Genomic DNA, 15,461 nt, shown 5'->3' on the forward strand with positions numbered 1-15,461 from the left:
CTTAATGAAACATAGTGGTGGGTAGCCAAGTCGAAATCGTTGGGAAGGCTAATAAAATTGCCAAAACAACCAAGTCACTGGCAACGAACGGCCAAACGCCAGCGAATACTTCGCTCACTTTCACCTCTTTGCCCGCAGCACTGCCAAGGGCGAATGCGTTCAGTCCCACAGGCGGCGTAACCCCTGCGATTTCAGCCATTTTCATCGCAATAATACAGAACCAGATTGGGTTATAACCCAGCTGGGTAATGATTGGAAAGATGATCGGTAAGGTCAGAGCAAAGGCCGCTGCTGGCACAATGATCATGCCCATTAAGAACCAAATGACCAAGACTAGAGCCATAATTACCCAGCCTGGCATCCCAGAGGCAACCAGATAATGGGAAATATCCAATGGAATCCGAGTCAAACCTAAGAAACGGCTGAAAAATAATGCGCCAATGATGATGAAAAATAAGGTGGTCGTTACCCCTGCTGATTCACGAAGTGATTCACGCATAGTTTTGATCGAGCGCAGTGGACCACGGATCGCACCCATTAACAGCGCGCCAAAAGCGCCAACGGCACCTGCTTCGGTTGCAGTAAATAACCCAGAATACATACCGCCTAAAACAACACCTGCTAGAACCATCAACTGCCACAGGTCGATGAAACCTGTCATGCGAGTTTTTACATCAGGTTTTTTCTCATATTTCGGTGTTGGGGCAATTTCTGGATTACGTTTGGCTTTGACAAAAATAACGACAACATATGCAACAGCCGTTAAGATCCCTGGCAAAACACCCGCCATAAAGAGCTTTCCAACTGGGACATCAGTAAAAATAGAGAACAGAATGAACATCCCACTTGGTGGGATCATCGCAGCCAGTGACCCTGAACAGGCGATACTTCCTAACGAGAATTTTTTCTCATAGCCATATCGACGCATCTCTGGATAAGCAATTCGGCCAAATACGCTGGCAGTTGCAAGAGAAGAACCACAAACCGTCGAGAACGCAGCACTTGCAAAGGCTGTGGCAACAGCCAGTGAGCCAGGAACTGTCCCAATAAGTTTATGAATACCTCGATAAGCTTGTTCGGCAAATCCACTACTTGCGGCAAATGAGCCCATCAAGACAAACAGTGGCAACACGGTAAAGGTCGGTGAGGCAATTGCACTGTAGGCTGTTTCACCCAACAATGCGGTTGCCACATGGGTATTGAGCAGTAAAAAAATACCTACAAAACCGGTAATAATAAAACTTAATGCCAGCGGTAGCCCGATAAACAATAAGAGTAAAAGTGCACCAATGGCACAGATCCCAACAGTCGTAAAATCCATATCAGGCCTCTTTCGAACAATGTAAAAACTTAAGGACATTTACGTAACCATTCATTAAGGCCTGAACCAGATACAGAATGAATGAGAACGTCATAATAAATTTAACCGGATAGATAAGAATCGGCTGTGGGCCTGCAATAGCTTGTTTGCTTTCAAAGGACGCTGCGGCATTTGTCCATAACGCCCATAAAACGATGGCGATGGTTGCAACAGAAATGATGGAGATCAGAATGCTTAAAGCATAACTCCAACGAGTCGGTAATTTTTCTAACAAAAAGTCGACATTGATATGAGCGCGTTTTTCTTCACTATGTGAAAGGCCAAGATACACAATCGAAATCATGGTAAACATGGCCATTTCAGAAACCCCATAAAGGGGTTTCGATAAACCGCGAGTCACCAAATCGAGACACATGAAAAACATCACAATAATCAATAGCCAGCCGCAAAGTTCTGCCAGCCATTGATTAAGCTTCGTGAGCCATCGAGGTTGTTGATACTCTACAGGCATGATTACTGCCCCAGTGACTGTTTAATCAGAGCACCCATCTTGTCGAGGATCTGCTCAGGATTTTTGGCATTTTTCTGCTTCGCGTCTTTAAGCCACAGATCGCGGTTCTTTTTAATCGCAGGTGAGGTTACGATCGCGTTAATTTCAGCAGGAGTTGCGGCATTTACGTGATAACCCGCTTTTTTCTCTAAGTACACAATTTTGTTAAATGACTTGTTGTAGTACTGGCCGAATTTTTGGGTTGCAACTTTGCGCGCTTCGTTGAAATAACCTTTCATCTTCGGTGACAACTGATCCCATTTGCTTTGGTTTATGGTGATTAGAATTGGAACCGCTACCCACAATTTTTTGGTGGTTAAGATGTTTGGCGCAATTTGGTCCATACCGACACGGTGTAAGCTATCGTAGTTAGTCATAACGCCGTCAATGGTGCCACTTTGCAGGGCTTGATAAGTGTCGCTCCAAGGCACAGAAACTGGCGTTGCACCCATGCCGTCGAGGATATTGAGCAACCAACGGCTCGATGCACGGATTCGTTTACCTTTGATATCTGCAGTTGTTTTGAGCGTATCACGAGAGATAAACGCATATGGCAGATAAGTATACGAATAGATAATTTTCTGACCTTGCGCTGCAAACTCTTGGTTCAACTGAGGGATCTGTTTATAGATCTCATTGTAGAGCTTCATTTTGGTGTTGAAGTCTTCAGGGCCTTCAGGGAAGAGCTGGAAAGCACTGTTGAGCAATAAACGAGTTGGGTAGTAGTTGATGTTGACAAAGCCCATGTCGGCAACGCCGTTTTTCACGCCATCGAGAATCTCGTTCCCTTTCAGCAGTGATCCACCCCAGTATGGAACAACTTTAATTTCGCCGTGTGATACTTTTTCCAGAGTATCAACAAAACCTTTTTCTGCTTCTCCGCGAAGACCGCTTAACGCAGTATTAGAGGCAAATGTGAGTGTTTCAGTTGCGAAAGCTTGGCTACTGAAGCCAGACATAAGCATGGCAGATGTGAAAGCAACAGCCGTTAACTGGCGCTTTCGTGAATGGAAATATGTCTTTAACTTCATAGTGGTCTCCGTAGATGTTGTGATTCAGATATAAACTGTTGAACAGTTCAACAAGAAACTGGTTTATCCAGAACCTTATTTGATTGTTCAAAAAATTATCGTTTTTGTCGTATGCTGATTTATTCGTACCCCTTAACCTATTGTTATAGGGTAGTCGTAATCTGCGTTAAAAAGTAAATTCGTTGGCGGTATAGTCCTGCATTTGCTCAACAAATAAACGAGCCATCTGCGACAGTGGTGACTGGCGCAAATGAATTAAGTTAGCGTTGAGCCGGTAGGGAGTTTTTATTGGCAAAACGGCTAGATTGTCTTGATGGACGGAATAGGAGAACTCATCCACTAAGGTAATCCCTACGCCAGCTTTGGCCATTGAGCAGGCATATTGCGGCGAACTGGCTTCAATCGTGGGCAGATATTGGGTATCTTCTTCTTCAAAGACCGCTTGAGTCAGCTCGCAAAAAGGGGTTTCAGGCATATACCCGATGAATGATTCATTCTCAAGTTCGGCTAAAGTTAGCTGCTCACGCTGCGCTAATGGGTGATCTTTGGGGGCGACAAATAGCAACCGGGCTGAGAGTAATTTAGAGACTTCAAGGTTCGGATGTTCAATCGGAAACAGTGAAATGGCCAAGTCCACATAACCATCTAATAAGCGGTCTCGCAGCAGGATATGTCGTACACACTCAAGGCTGACGCGCATATCAGGGTATTGTTCTCTAAATTGAGCAATGACTGGAGGTAACAAACAATGTCCAAGACTTGGGCTACTGGCGATACGCAATATGCCATGCTGTTGTTGGAGCAAGTCTTTAATGGTGGTATTCACCCGTTGCACATCTCGATAAACGTGCTCAACATCCTGAAATAGACGACGTGCTTCAGGTGATGGGTAGAGTCGCCCCTTGATCCGTTCAAATAACGTTAAGCCTGTTCGTTGTTCGGTATAGGAGAGCATTCGGCTAATTGCTGGCTGTGAAACCATCAATAAGCGAGATGCGCCACTGATTGAGCCGGTGACCATAATGGCTCGAAAAATCTCAATTTGACGTAAATTTATATTAGAAGGGGAAACAGACATAGCTTGAACCAATGAACAACGATGTAGCATTCAAGCAATTTAGATACCACCTTATATAAGAAAAGTTAGAGTATAACCAAAAGGTAATGATATATAAGGAAAGACGGGTAAAGAGAGATTTTTTTATTCTTTATTTATAGATAAGTCATCAGCAAATTTTGTACCAAAAAATAATTTTTGCACAAACAAAGTGCATTGCCCTGTATCAAGGCAATAAAAATGGTGCAGAACGAAAGCTATCTTTAAGGAAGTTAGCCATAGTATTTTATGGCTAACTTCTCGTTACTATCGGGTACCGAAGACTACGATTGTTTTGCCATGTGCAGAGATTAAATTCTGTTCCTCTAGCATTTTTAAGATTCGGCCAACTGTTTCTCGAGAGCAACCGACAATTTGCCCGATTTCCTGACGAGTAATTTTAATCTGCATTCCATCAGGGTGAGTCATTGCATCAGGTTGTTTGGCAAGGTTCAACAATGTCTGAGCAATCCGCCCGGTTACATCTAAAAATGCCAAATTACCGACTTTCTGACTGGTAACTTGCAGTCGCTTAGCCATCTGAGTGGACAGGCGCATTAAAATATCAGGATTCACCTGAATCAACTGACGAAATTTTTTGTAGGATATTTCGGCAACTTCGCACGGAGTTTTAGCCCGGATCCACGCACTACGAGTTGACTCATCGTCTTCTTCAAATAGGCCAAGTTCTCCCATAAAGTCACCCTGATTTAGGTAAGAGAGGATCATCTCTTTGCCTTCATCATCTTTAATCAGAACGGCCACTGAACCTTTTACGATGTAATAAAGAGTTTCAGCTTTTTCGCCTGCGTGAATGAGGGTACTTTTAGAAGGATATTTGTGAATATGGCAGTGTGACAGAAACCATTCTAATACAGGGTCCGATTGAGGTTTTCCGAGTACCATAGGTAGTCCTCTATATTTTTGTAGTTTTATATTAAATAGTGCAAGAAATCCTAGCACTTCGATTCATCCCTTAGACTTCTAGCATAAGCGGCTTGAACAGTCGCTGCAAGAGGCTTTTTTGCAATAAACTGGCCTTAAATTTGCGAAAGATCAATTGCCTTTAGTTAAATTTGTCAACTATTACAACCAGCTATAAAGTAATGAGGTTAATAAAATGTAAAAATAATTTCCTGCTATATTCAAATAACTGATAACCAAGCTTTATTTTAAAACTTTTGGACTAGAACATCGGACATTTTGATGGTAGCGTTGAACGTTGTGCCAAATTATTCGTTATTTGTATTTTTCTGCAATTTAGCTCTTCATGCCATTCATTGTGTGGGCAATTTTTGATTTAATTTAATCTGCTGCTGCTCTTTTTGTTCATTTTTATCTTCTGCTTTTTCTATCTTTTGTCTTTGCTGTGCTGCGCTCGATAGCGCTAGCCTTTCGCCTTAAGGTTGATTAAGCTGATGCACTATTTGAAATAGAGCATTAGGAGAGAGTGATGCAAGTAAAAGTGAAATGGGCTGGAGATATGCAGTTCATCGGTGAATCCGGTTCAGGTCATACCATTGTGATGGATGGTAATGGTGCAAAAACAGCGGCAAGCCCAATGGAAATGGTGTTATTGGCAGCAGGTGGCTGTAGCTCTATTGATGTCGTTTCAATTTTAAATAAAGCGCGCCAGCCAATTAGTGACTGTCAGGTTGAGTTAACGACAGAACGCGCTGACACTGCACCTCGTGTATTTACCAAGATCAACATGCATTTTACCGTGACCGGCTCAAGTGAGCTTAGCGAAAAACAGGTCGCTCGCGCAGTTGACTTGTCGATGGAAAAATATTGTTCAGTCTCACTAATGCTGGCGAAACACTGCCCGATTGAACATAGCTATGAAGTTGTGATCAACGAATAGTTTTAAAGCAGCAGCGTCTATCGGACGCTGCCTGTTTGCAACAACTGCTCTAAAATTGGCAGCAAGATAAGCTCCATTGCAAAGCCAATTTTCCCGCCAGGAACGACCATTGTGTCGATGCGCGACATAAAAGAACCATCAATCATCTGCAACAAATACGGAAAATCGATGTTTTTCATACCGCGAAAGCGGACCACTAACATGCTTTCATCGGCGCTTGGAATGGACTTAGCGCTAAATGGATTGGATGTGTCAACCGTAGGTACGCGCTGAAAGTTAATGTGGGTACGCGAAAACTGTGGTGTGATGTAATTGATGTAGTCATCCATCGAACGCACAATGGATTCCTGAACAGCTTCGCGGGAGTGGCCCCGTTCGGTGGTGTCTCGAATTAACTTTTGAATCCACTCTAAGTTGACAATCGGTACCATTCCGATGAGCAAGTCGACATGTTGCGCCACGTTGACATCTTCCCAGACCACACCACCATGCAAACCTTCGTAAAACAGTAGGTCAGTGTCGGGGGTTAGGTTTTGCCAAGGGGTAAATGTGCCAGGCATCTGATTATAAGGCACAGCGTCATCAAAGGTGTGCAAGTAGCGCCGGTAATGACCGCTGCCTTCATCGGCATATTCTTTGAAAAAGTCATGCAGCAGCTGAAAATCATTTGCTTCATGGCCAAAATAACTAATATGGCGACCTTGTTCGCGGGCTTTGCGAATCGCAATATCCATTTCAGGGCGGGTATAACGATGGAAGCTATCGCCCTCGATAAATGCCGCTTTTTGGCGAAGCTGACGAAATAGGTGGGCAAACACTTCGCTGGTGGTAGTTGTCCCTGCTCCTGATGAGCCGGTTACTGCAATAATTGGGTGTTTCGCAGACATAGTCGTTTCCAGATGCTAAAGCTGTTCGTTCTCGGACGCTTTAAATTCCTCTTTTTTCATCAGATTGACCGATTCGTGTAATTCCGAATAGACAATCACAATGTCACCATTTTCTAACTGGCTACGTAAGCTCTCAATTTTTTTATCAAAGGGAACTTCCTGTTCGCCATAATCGGTTCCTTCACGCAGTGCATAAGATTCCAGCAAGTTGGTCAGCGTTTCACCGTTTATTTGCTGCCAAGGAATAATCATTTCTCCCTCCTAATCGAGAAAAGAGCGTCATATTTTGTACCACATAATAGCCTGTTCAGCCAATTTCAAAGTGCTGGTGTTTGATAGTTAAACAGCATTTTTATTTGTTTTTATGACATTTTTATTCTCACCCTTTCTCGCCTCTAACGCAAACCATTGTATAAGCATTTTATCCAGCCAACTGCGTTTGGCTAAGAGTGAGTCGCAAAACCCAACGTGACCACCATAGGGGGTAATTTGAGTGTAAACGTGAGGGCTTAGTTTTGCTTGAAAATCCTCTGGTAATGGATCAATGACGGGGTCATCGACGGCGCGCAATAGCCAAGTAGGCGTTTGAATCGTGGCTAGCTTATTTATGCAACTGGCTTTTTGATAATAGTCGTTGGCATCGGCAAAACCGCAACCCGGAGCGGTGTAAAGCTCATCAAACTGGGCAATGCTGCGAACGGCTTTTACATCGGCTAAGCTCAGTGGAGCATTGGCAAATACATCGATTTTGTTGATAAGGCGCTGCTTTAAGCTCTCTAAAAGATAACGGCGATAGATGCGACGAACTCCGTCATTCATCATTTGTGCGCTTAGCGCCAAATCAAATGGTGGGCTGATTAGCGCCGCTTTTGTGATTTCACTATGAGCGCTTAAATAGTTTGCCAGCAAATTTGCGCCCATTGAATAACCCACGGCAAATAGTGGCCGTTGGGGATATTGCGCTTTAAGCATGTTTACCAGTGCGATTAATCCCATCTGGTCATTGCTGTGGTAGCTCCGCCAGAGGCGATTAGGGCTTTGGCCGCAGCCGCGGTGGTGCAACACAATCGCAAGAGTGTTGAGCTGCGAAATCTTACCCAGCAAGCGTTTGATATAGTGGCTCTCAAGTGAGCCCTCTAAACCCGGTAGCATGATGACAATGGGCAGCGGTTCTGCTGTAAGTGCACCATTGAGTGCAAGCTCGACAAAATCGCCATCGTTTAGCTCTAAGCGTTGCCATTTGATGAATGGTTGATGTTGCCGCGCAAAGGTCGGGTAGATGGTCTGAAAATGCGGATTCTTAAAAAGGAGCGGCGGATTAAAAGGGGCTGTGAGCTGACTAGGCATAAATCATGGGATCCTTCATCCAACATATCCATGATTATAAATAGCGTTGGTCAAAATTGCATCTGTATCAGGGGGGGTGATCTTCGGTGGTCTGATTTTGTTCAAATGAAACGTATTTTGAACAAAACTAATCACAAAAGATCAACCGCCCTAGCTAAACAGCACAGATGCAAATGACTTAAAATTTATAGGTCGCTGATACGTTAAGTGAACGAGGATCTCCCGCCACTAAATAACCGTAGCCAGTGTAACCACCGACAGAGGCCCAATAGGCTCGGTTGAATAGGTTTTTAACCTGACCACGCAAGACTAACTGATCGTCACCCAAGTCCATGGTGTATTTGGCACCTAAGTCAACCCGAGTCCAGCCGCCGACTTTAAGGGTATTGGCTGAATCGGCATAACGTGAGCCGGTGGCGATAACCTGGGTATCTAAGGTTAATGCTTTAACCGCAGGCACGGTATAGAAAAGCCCAACGTTCCCTTGCAAGTGCGCAACCCCAATAACATTTTTGCCACCAGTGGTGCTATCGGTAGTATCAGCTTGTTTGGCGTTGAGATAGGTGACCCCACCCGTGACGCTAACTGATTGTATTGGTTTGCCAAAGAAGGTCGCTTCAATACCGCGATGTTTTTCTTTGCCATCAACAGCATAGTAGTTATCGCTATTGATACCAGCACTTGGTTTGCTGGTGGTAAACAATGCTAGCGTTCCGCCCAGGTCGCCGCCATCATATTTCACCCCAATCTCTTTTTGTTTGGAGACATAAGGAGAGAGTACCGCACCATAGTTATTCGAGCCTGTTGTGGTGTTAGTCCCGCCTTGTTGAAGCGCTTCGCTGTAGTTGGCGTATAACGAAACATCTGGAGTCAGCTCATAGACCACGCCTACAGCAGGTGATAATCGGCTTTTTGAGTATTTGGTGTCCAGTGAGCCTGCTGTTTTACCTGTGCCTGCATCGTCATTGTAGAGATAACTGCGGATATCCATATGCTGATAGCGAGCCCCAAGGGTTAAACGTAAGCTATCATCAAAAAATCCTAAAGTATCGGATAGTGCAAGACTAGGTAGATTATTTCGCGCTTTTCGTCCTGGATTATCCATGTCTCCACCGGAATAACATGAAGTTAAAGTGCAGCTCACAGTGGCAGGTTTACTGACATCGGTTGGGTTGTACAAATTGGTATTAATCCCGTTGTAGTCACTCCAAGCGTAAGCTGCTTCTTCATATAACTGATAGGTTGATGCTTCAATGCTCCAGTGGTGGCTAACCGGACCCGTTGCAAATTGGCCACGTAACCCCATCTTGGTGCTAAACACGTAATCGATTCGATTGGTATCCGCAGCATAGGTGGTGGCATCGCCATCGGTTGAGCTTAGGGTTAAGTTAGCCAGCGAGCTGCTTTCATGTGAGATGCGCCCACCGATTGCAAACCAGCCAGTGGTGGTATCGCTAAAGTCATGCTCAATGTGCACAGTACCGAAGACATCCCGTTCGTCGGAATAGCTCCAAGGCTGCGCCCAGTTGCTAGTGGTTTTAGGAACCGATGGAACGCTGCTTAAACCATCGATCGTAACGCTAGGGCGACCCTGTTTGATATTGTGCTCTTGATAGGCTAAGTCAGCTGAAACTCGGGTTTTATCGCCGCGCCAGTCGTAACCTAATGAGACAACGTTAGTCTTAACTGATTCTTCATCAATTGCGGTATCGCCATTGGTATGGGCAACGTTCAGGCGTAGACCATGCTGGTCATGCTCACCAAAGCGCCGGCCAATATCAGCAGAAACGGTTGTTTGGCCTTGGGCATTCACACCCGCTGAGATATTCGTAATGGGAACATTCTTAGCCCGCTTGGGAACTAGGTTAATTGTCCCACCCGTACCACCGCCACCTGGTGCAACACCATTAATGAAGGTACTTGCGCCCCGAAAAATTTCAGCCCGTTCAATCAACTGGGATGAAACATATTGGCGAGGCAGTACGCCATATAAACCGTTGTAGGCAATTTCATCGGAGTTAACGAGAAAGCCGCGAATAAAATAGGTTTCTTGAAAGTTACCATAGCCGCGAGCAACCCTGACGCCTGGGTCGGTCTGGAGAATATCGCCAACCCCTTGCGCTTGAATATCGTCGATGTAATCAGATGTATATGACGTCCCGCTGTATGGGATATCCATATAGTCCTGATCACCTAACAAGCCATAATTTTGGCCACGGGCGACTAAACCGCCAGCGTAACTTTCTGACAGGCCATTGCGTGATGCATCGGCACTAGCAGTTACGACTACGTTATCGAGTTTTTTAGTGTCTTTTTTGGAATTAGTGGAATCTGTCGTTGCGGCATGAGTGATTGCTGGCAACAAACAGGCGGATAACCATAATACCTTTAGTTTCATCGTCCCTGTCCAACAAATAGTTATACAAATAAAAAGGAGAATAATTATCATTTAGTTTATGTCGGTGAGTCAAATGTTAAAAAGCCTTTTCAAGACAACTTTTTAGCAATCCGATAATTTGTTTGATCCAGATTAATTGAATATTTTCAAAGTGATCGCGAACTTGCATTTAGATAAGATATAAATAAGAATCGTTTTTATTTGCATCAAAAGATCCCTATGAAGATTTTCGCACTGCGTCTTTGGCACTATTTTATTCTTGGGTTAGCCCTGACTAGTTTTGTTGGTGTGGCTCATGCCGGAACTTGGCCAAGGCAGATTAAAACCCCATTGAGCACAGTTACTTTAGCCAAACCCCCAACACGAATTGTTAGCACTAGTGTGACACTAACCGGGTCATTGCTTGCCATTGATGCGCCCGTGATTGCAACTGCGGCGGCAGTTCCTAATAATCGCTTTAGCGACCAATATGGTTTTTTTAAGCAGTGGGGCAAAATTGCCCACAAACGCGGCGTTAAACCGCTATATATTGGTGATGTGGATGCCGAAAGAGTGGCTCAAATGCATCCTGATTTAATCGTGGTTAGTGCCTCGGGTAAAGATTCAGCCATCGGCATGCTTGCCAAGCTGCAAAAGATTGCTCCAACATTGGTATTAGATTACAGCACCAATCGTTGGCAAAAACTGGTGACAATCCTGGGCCAAGCCACAGGCCATGAGTCTCAGGCGCATGCGCGAATCAGTGAATTTGCCAAGCGCGTGCAAACGCTCAAAAGTAAGTTGAAACTACCCCCACAACCCGTGAATGCCTTTGTTTATAACGCTGCCATTCGCTCGGTTAGTCTTTGGCAGCCGCATTCAGCTCAGGGCCAGTTACTCTCTTCTTTGGGATTTAAGCTTGCTAAACCCAATGGCGCTATTGGTAAAACTAATCAGCGTAACGACATGGTGCGGGTCAGTGGTGAGCATCTTTTTAATGCGCTGAGTGGTAAAACCTTTTTGCTATTTGGGGTAGGCAATAAAGCGGTGAGCCAGCTCAAGCAGGATCAGCTATTGAAGATGTTCCCGGCGGCCAAAGCCAACCGGGTTTATGCGCTAGGTGCAGATACGTTTCGTTTAGATTATTACAGTAGCAATGCGCTGTTAGAGCGACTCTCTCAACTATTTAATAAAAACTAATTCGCCCAAAGTGCACACAAGCCATCGGTGAGACCGCCACGCCAGCACATTGCATCGTGTCCGCCGGTAACGGTGCGAGAGATAAGCGCATGTCCTTGGGCTTTTAATAGTTCAATGACATGTTGATTGGCTTTTTGAATCAGTAATTCACCGTTGCCTGATTCGATAAAAAAGCGCCGACGCAAGCGACTAAATTGATGTTGCTCTAGCTCGCTAAGCAGTGTGCCATCAAGGTTGTCTTTTTGCTTTTTAGGCCACCAGAATGAACTGGACTGACAGATTGCATTACGGGCAATCGATGGGAATTTTAACGTGGCGTAGGCGCTCGCTAATCCGCCAAAACTTTGTCCGGCAATAATGGTGCGCTCTGGATCTTGCGAGTATGGCGTATGTTCTTTAATTTGGGGCAATAGTTCATGTTGCACGGCCTGCCAAAAGGTCGGGTTACATGGCAGTTCTTGAGCGCGTTGGGCTGAGTTGACCGAATCGATGAACAGATACACCGCATCCGATGGCAGTTTGCTCTGTTTGGTTAATTGCGAAAGTGGAATAGGCAGGGGCATCTGTTCAATCCAAAATGCACCATCTAAGATGATTGCCAGTGGTCTTTGGTTTGTGCTTTGGCCAAAACAAAGCGTCCAGACGCGGCGGCTATTTTCAAGCAATGCACTATTCCAATGGTGTTGGGTGAGTTGAATATCGCCAGTTATATTGGCCCCTTCATCGACGCTTTGCCAGATACTTTGATCGGGGGCATCCGGCATGTGTAGCGCTGAAGATGGGATCCCTCGACCACCAGTCCAAGAACGATGATGGTTCAATGGGTCGGCCTGAGCATGGCTAAAAATACTCTGCCACCAAGTGCGTACACTGAGCATGTCATCTGCTGGGCCTTGATAGTCACTATCTTGGCTACTTGGCATTAACACGTAGCTACCGCGGTAGGTTCGGTTAAGGTTCATCTCTAATGCCCAGACATCTGTTTGGCCAATCCGCTCAAGTGACTGTGGATACATGCATTGATGGTGATCATTCACCCCGGTCAGATTGAGCCACACTCGTTGAGTGTTGGATTGTTTTGCATCTGGTTCTGGGTCTTGCCAAATAAAGCTAACCCGAGCCGTTCCATCGTCCTTATCGCTCTGTTCAATTAAGGGCGTTCCTATCTTTTTCAGTTCGTCCCACCAACTTTGCTCGCCTAAGTCGGGCCGTTTGAACCAGTCACTCTGCATGAAAATAGCCTTTGTAAGAAATCATTAGCAAATGATATTGATAATACTTATCATTTGCAATATTATCTGATGCTTCACTCGGTCAACCCCATAATCACTTATTTATCAATATATAGGGATAAATATAGGTGCTCAGATGGGCTTTAGAAAAATCTGATAGTGACTTATCAGATGCTGTTTTAGGGATATAAACGATGAAACCAATAGGAAGAACAACACTGGCTGTCGCAGTGCAACTTGCTCTGTTGACTCTAGCCACCCCCGCCATCGCCAAGAGCCAAGATTCCACCACAGACCAAAGCAAAGTAGAAAAGAAGCAGCAGATGGTTGTTGTTGCGGCTAAGCAAACTCTGCAGGCTCCCGGCGTTTCCATTATTACCCAAGATGATCTCGAAAAAACACCACCAGCGCGAGATCTCTCTGAAATTATTCGGACCATGCCTGGGGTGAATCTTACCGGTAACTCCACCAGTGGTCAGCGTGGTAATAATCGCCAAATTGATATTCGTGGGATGGGACCTGAGAACACCATGATTTTGGTCGATGGCATGCCTGTGAAAAGCCGAAATTCAGTTCGCTATGGCTGGCGTGGTGAACGTGATACGCGTGGTGATACAGGTTGGGTTCCACCAGAAATGGTCGATCACATTGAGGTGATTCGAGGACCCGCGGCAGCGCGTTATGGGAGCGGCGCCGAAGGTGGGGTGATTAATATTGTCACCAAATCGCCAACTAAAAAATGGCATGGCAGTTGGAACACCTATATGAACGCCCCGCAACACAGCAAAGAGGGCAGTTCACGGCGTACTAATGTGAGTTTAAATGGTCCGCTAAGCGATTCATTATTTTTGCAGTTATACGCAGGTTATAGCAAAACTAAACCTGATGCCCGTGACATCAATGCTGGCCACACCACCGAGCGCACCGGCACCTATGCTGATGAATATCCAGCTGGTCGTGAAGGGGTTGTCGATAAAGATTTGCACTCTAAATTGCGCTGGGATGTTACCGAGAATCAACATTTAGAATTTTCGGTTGATTACAGTCGTCAAGGCAACCTCTATGCAGGGGATACACAAAACACCAACAGTAACACGCTGGTGGAAGAAGAATACGGTGATGAAACCAACCGCCTGTATCGTCAGCAGTATGCTGTGCACTGGACTGGTGGTTGGGCAAATGGGATTACAACCAACAACTACGTGCAGTATGAATACACTCGTAACTCACGTATTAATGAAGGGTTAGCTGGGGGTACGGAAGGGATTTTTGATACCACCAATGAAGGATTTAGCACTATTGCACTGCGAAACTGGACATTGCATTCAGAGGTGGATGTTCCATTTAAAGCATGGGTGAATCAAACCATGACGGCCGGGGCTGAATATGTTCATGAACATATGAATGACCCAATTTCAACCTCTCAAAGTCTGTACGCAGCATATGGTGATATTGATGGTGTTTCATCAGATAGAAGTCCTTTCTCATCGGATGAAATCTATTCGCTGTTCTTAGAAGATAACATCGCGCTGACTGACTCAACGATGTTAACGCCAGGGCTGCGTTATGATCATCATTCTTTCTCTGGAGACAACTGGTCACCATCGCTTAACTTGTCTCAGGAATTAGGCAGTGACTTCACTCTGAAAATGGGTATTGCCCGTGCTTATAAAGCGCCAAACCTCTATCAGACCAATGCAAACTATTTACTGTTTAGTAAAGGTAACGGCTGTTATGACAGCAGTGATGCCTGTTATTTGATGGGTAACCCTAACTTAAAAGCAGAAAATAGTGTGAATAAAGAGTTGGGCATTGAATATGACCATAACGGTTATCAGGCCGGTTTAACCTGGTTCCGTAATGACTATCATAATAAAATTCAGGCCGGGACAACTCCTGTTGGTACAACTAGCACCGATGCTGCCAATATTTATCAATGGACTAACATTTCACGAGCAGTAGTGGAAGGTTTAGAAGGAACGGTAAATGTTCCGCTGAGCCGTGATTTAAGCTTGAAAAACAACCTGACGTATATGATCCAGAATAAAAACAAAGATACTGGTGATTATCTCTCGGTTATCCCTCGCTTTACCATCAACTCCAAACTGGGATGGCAGGCAACGGATTCACTGTTTTTGCAAAGTACTATGACTTGGTATGGTCGCCAGAAACCGCGTAAATATGATTATCAAGGTGAACCTGCGGAAGGCAGTGAGAAAAATGAAGTTGCGCCATACGCTATCTTTGGCTTTAGCGGCACTTATGAAGTGAATAAATATGTCTCATTCACTGCAGGAGTTTCAAACCTGTTTGATAAACGCCAGTACCGTGAGGGCAATGCTCTGACCGTCACTAACTCAAGAACAAATGATTATATGAGTGGCGCAGGTGCGCAGACTTATAATGAGTCAGGCCGGACCTTTTATGCCAGCTTAAACACGCACTTTTAATTAGCTCTAACCAGAACTTATCTCTGGCATGCTATGATGCATTATCTTTTGTTAAATCGATAATCTCATATGGCATGTCAGGGGTGTTCTAGCGATTGGTTCTGGC

General features: G+C 44.9%; 13 protein-coding genes. 3 read left to right on the forward strand and 10 right to left on the reverse strand.

Annotation, left to right across the window (positions count from 1 at the left end):
* Window position 1 precedes the first annotated feature (1 nt).
* The 5 genes from ABTQ23_RS02260 to crp all read right to left on the reverse strand — a co-directional run bounded on the left by ABTQ23_RS02260 (window position 2) and on the right by crp (window position 4,904).
* The gene (locus ABTQ23_RS02260) at window positions 2–1,321 is read right to left on the reverse strand and encodes a TRAP transporter large permease (RefSeq protein ID WP_408613997.1); all 1,320 of its coding nucleotides are present in this window, start codon (window positions 1,319–1,321) and stop codon (window positions 2–4) included.
* Window position 1,322: 1 nt separating this feature from the next.
* Window positions 1,323–1,832: a TRAP transporter small permease subunit gene (locus ABTQ23_RS02265; RefSeq protein ID WP_408613998.1), complete on the reverse strand. Its 510-nt coding sequence runs from the start codon at window positions 1,830–1,832 to the stop codon at window positions 1,323–1,325.
* 2 nt (window positions 1,833–1,834) lie between these two features.
* A complete protein-coding gene (gene dctP / locus ABTQ23_RS02270; protein WP_408613999.1) occupies window positions 1,835–2,902 on the reverse strand; it encodes a TRAP transporter substrate-binding protein DctP in 1,068 nt (355 codons plus the stop codon).
* A gap of 166 nt (window positions 2,903–3,068) precedes the next feature.
* On the reverse strand, window positions 3,069–3,980 hold the full coding sequence (locus ABTQ23_RS02275) for a LysR family transcriptional regulator (RefSeq protein WP_408614000.1): 912 nt from the start codon (window positions 3,978–3,980) through the stop codon (window positions 3,069–3,071).
* A 285-nt stretch (window positions 3,981–4,265) separates the two neighbouring features.
* Window positions 4,266–4,904 (reverse strand): cAMP-activated global transcriptional regulator CRP, encoded by a 639-nt coding sequence (gene crp, locus ABTQ23_RS02280; RefSeq protein WP_408614001.1) that lies wholly within the window; start codon window positions 4,902–4,904, stop codon window positions 4,266–4,268.
* Window positions 4,905–5,451: 547 nt separating this feature from the next.
* Here crp and ABTQ23_RS02285 point away from each other — a divergent pair.
* Window positions 5,452–5,862 carry an OsmC family protein gene (locus ABTQ23_RS02285; protein ID WP_408614003.1) on the forward strand — a complete coding sequence of 137 codons (411 nt, stop codon included), beginning with the start codon at window positions 5,452–5,454 and terminating at the stop codon, window positions 5,860–5,862.
* 17 nt (window positions 5,863–5,879) lie between these two features.
* Here ABTQ23_RS02285 and ABTQ23_RS02290 read toward each other — a convergent pair whose 3' ends face one another.
* The 4 genes from ABTQ23_RS02290 to ABTQ23_RS02305 form a co-directional block, all read right to left on the reverse strand.
* Window positions 5,880–6,749: a phosphoribulokinase gene (locus ABTQ23_RS02290; RefSeq protein WP_408614004.1), complete on the reverse strand. Its 870-nt coding sequence runs from the start codon at window positions 6,747–6,749 to the stop codon at window positions 5,880–5,882.
* A 15-nt stretch (window positions 6,750–6,764) separates the two neighbouring features.
* A complete protein-coding gene (locus ABTQ23_RS02295; protein WP_408614005.1) occupies window positions 6,765–7,001 on the reverse strand; it encodes a YheU family protein in 237 nt (78 codons plus the stop codon).
* Window positions 7,002–7,088: 87 nt separating this feature from the next.
* Entirely contained in the window at window positions 7,089–8,096 is a 1,008-nt protein-coding gene (locus tag ABTQ23_RS02300) for a YheT family hydrolase (RefSeq protein ID WP_408614006.1), read from the reverse strand.
* 178 nt (window positions 8,097–8,274) lie between these two features.
* Window positions 8,275–10,494, reverse strand: a complete 2,220-nt coding sequence (locus ABTQ23_RS02305; RefSeq protein ID WP_408614007.1) for a TonB-dependent receptor — start codon at window positions 10,492–10,494, stop codon at window positions 8,275–8,277.
* 219 nt (window positions 10,495–10,713) lie between these two features.
* Between ABTQ23_RS02305 and fepB the strand changes: the two genes are divergently transcribed.
* The gene (gene fepB, locus ABTQ23_RS02310; protein ID WP_408614008.1) at window positions 10,714–11,673 is read left to right on the forward strand and encodes a Fe2+-enterobactin ABC transporter substrate-binding protein; all 960 of its coding nucleotides are present in this window, start codon (window positions 10,714–10,716) and stop codon (window positions 11,671–11,673) included.
* Here the strand turns inward: fepB and fes are convergent.
* A complete protein-coding gene (fes, locus tag ABTQ23_RS02315; RefSeq protein ID WP_408614010.1) occupies window positions 11,670–12,905 on the reverse strand; it encodes an enterochelin esterase in 1,236 nt (411 codons plus the stop codon). The genes fepB and fes overlap by 4 nt on opposite strands.
* Before the next feature lie 194 nt (window positions 12,906–13,099).
* On the opposite strand from fes, the gene ABTQ23_RS02320 reads away from it, so the two are divergent.
* Entirely contained in the window at window positions 13,100–15,355 is a 2,256-nt protein-coding gene (locus ABTQ23_RS02320) for a TonB-dependent siderophore receptor (protein WP_408614012.1), read from the forward strand.
* Window positions 15,356–15,461 lie beyond the last annotated feature (106 nt).

This window comes from Celerinatantimonas sediminis, from assembly GCF_046054195.1.
GTDB lineage: Bacteria > Pseudomonadota > Gammaproteobacteria > Enterobacterales > Celerinatantimonadaceae > Celerinatantimonas.

Bases quoted from the DNA above. Each gene is read 5' to 3' on its own strand.
- ABTQ23_RS02290 (WP_408614004.1), bottom strand. From the start codon at position 6,749: ATGTCTGCGAAACACCCAATTATTGCAGTAACCGGCTCATCAGGAGCA.
- crp (WP_408614001.1), bottom strand. From the start codon at position 4,904: ATGGTACTCGGAAAACCTCAATCGGACCCTGTATTAGAATGGTTTCTG.
- fepB (WP_408614008.1), top strand. From the start codon at position 10,714: ATGAAGATTTTCGCACTGCGTCTTTGGCACTATTTTATTCTTGGGTTA.
- ABTQ23_RS02285 (WP_408614003.1), top strand. From the start codon at position 5,452: ATGCAAGTAAAAGTGAAATGGGCTGGAGATATGCAGTTCATCGGTGAA.
- ABTQ23_RS02305 (WP_408614007.1), bottom strand. From the start codon at position 10,494: ATGAAACTAAAGGTATTATGGTTATCCGCCTGTTTGTTGCCAGCAATC.
- ABTQ23_RS02265 (WP_408613998.1), bottom strand. From the start codon at position 1,832: ATGCCTGTAGAGTATCAACAACCTCGATGGCTCACGAAGCTTAATCAA.
- ABTQ23_RS02295 (WP_408614005.1), bottom strand. From the start codon at position 7,001: ATGATTATTCCTTGGCAGCAAATAAACGGTGAAACGCTGACCAACTTG.
- dctP (WP_408613999.1), bottom strand. From the start codon at position 2,902: ATGAAGTTAAAGACATATTTCCATTCACGAAAGCGCCAGTTAACGGCT.
- ABTQ23_RS02275 (WP_408614000.1), bottom strand. From the start codon at position 3,980: ATGTCTGTTTCCCCTTCTAATATAAATTTACGTCAAATTGAGATTTTT.
- ABTQ23_RS02260 (WP_408613997.1), bottom strand. From the start codon at position 1,321: ATGGATTTTACGACTGTTGGGATCTGTGCCATTGGTGCACTTTTACTC.
- ABTQ23_RS02320 (WP_408614012.1), top strand. From the start codon at position 13,100: ATGAAACCAATAGGAAGAACAACACTGGCTGTCGCAGTGCAACTTGCT.
- ABTQ23_RS02300 (WP_408614006.1), bottom strand. From the start codon at position 8,096: ATGCCTAGTCAGCTCACAGCCCCTTTTAATCCGCCGCTCCTTTTTAAG.
- fes (WP_408614010.1), bottom strand. From the start codon at position 12,905: ATGCAGAGTGACTGGTTCAAACGGCCCGACTTAGGCGAGCAAAGTTGG.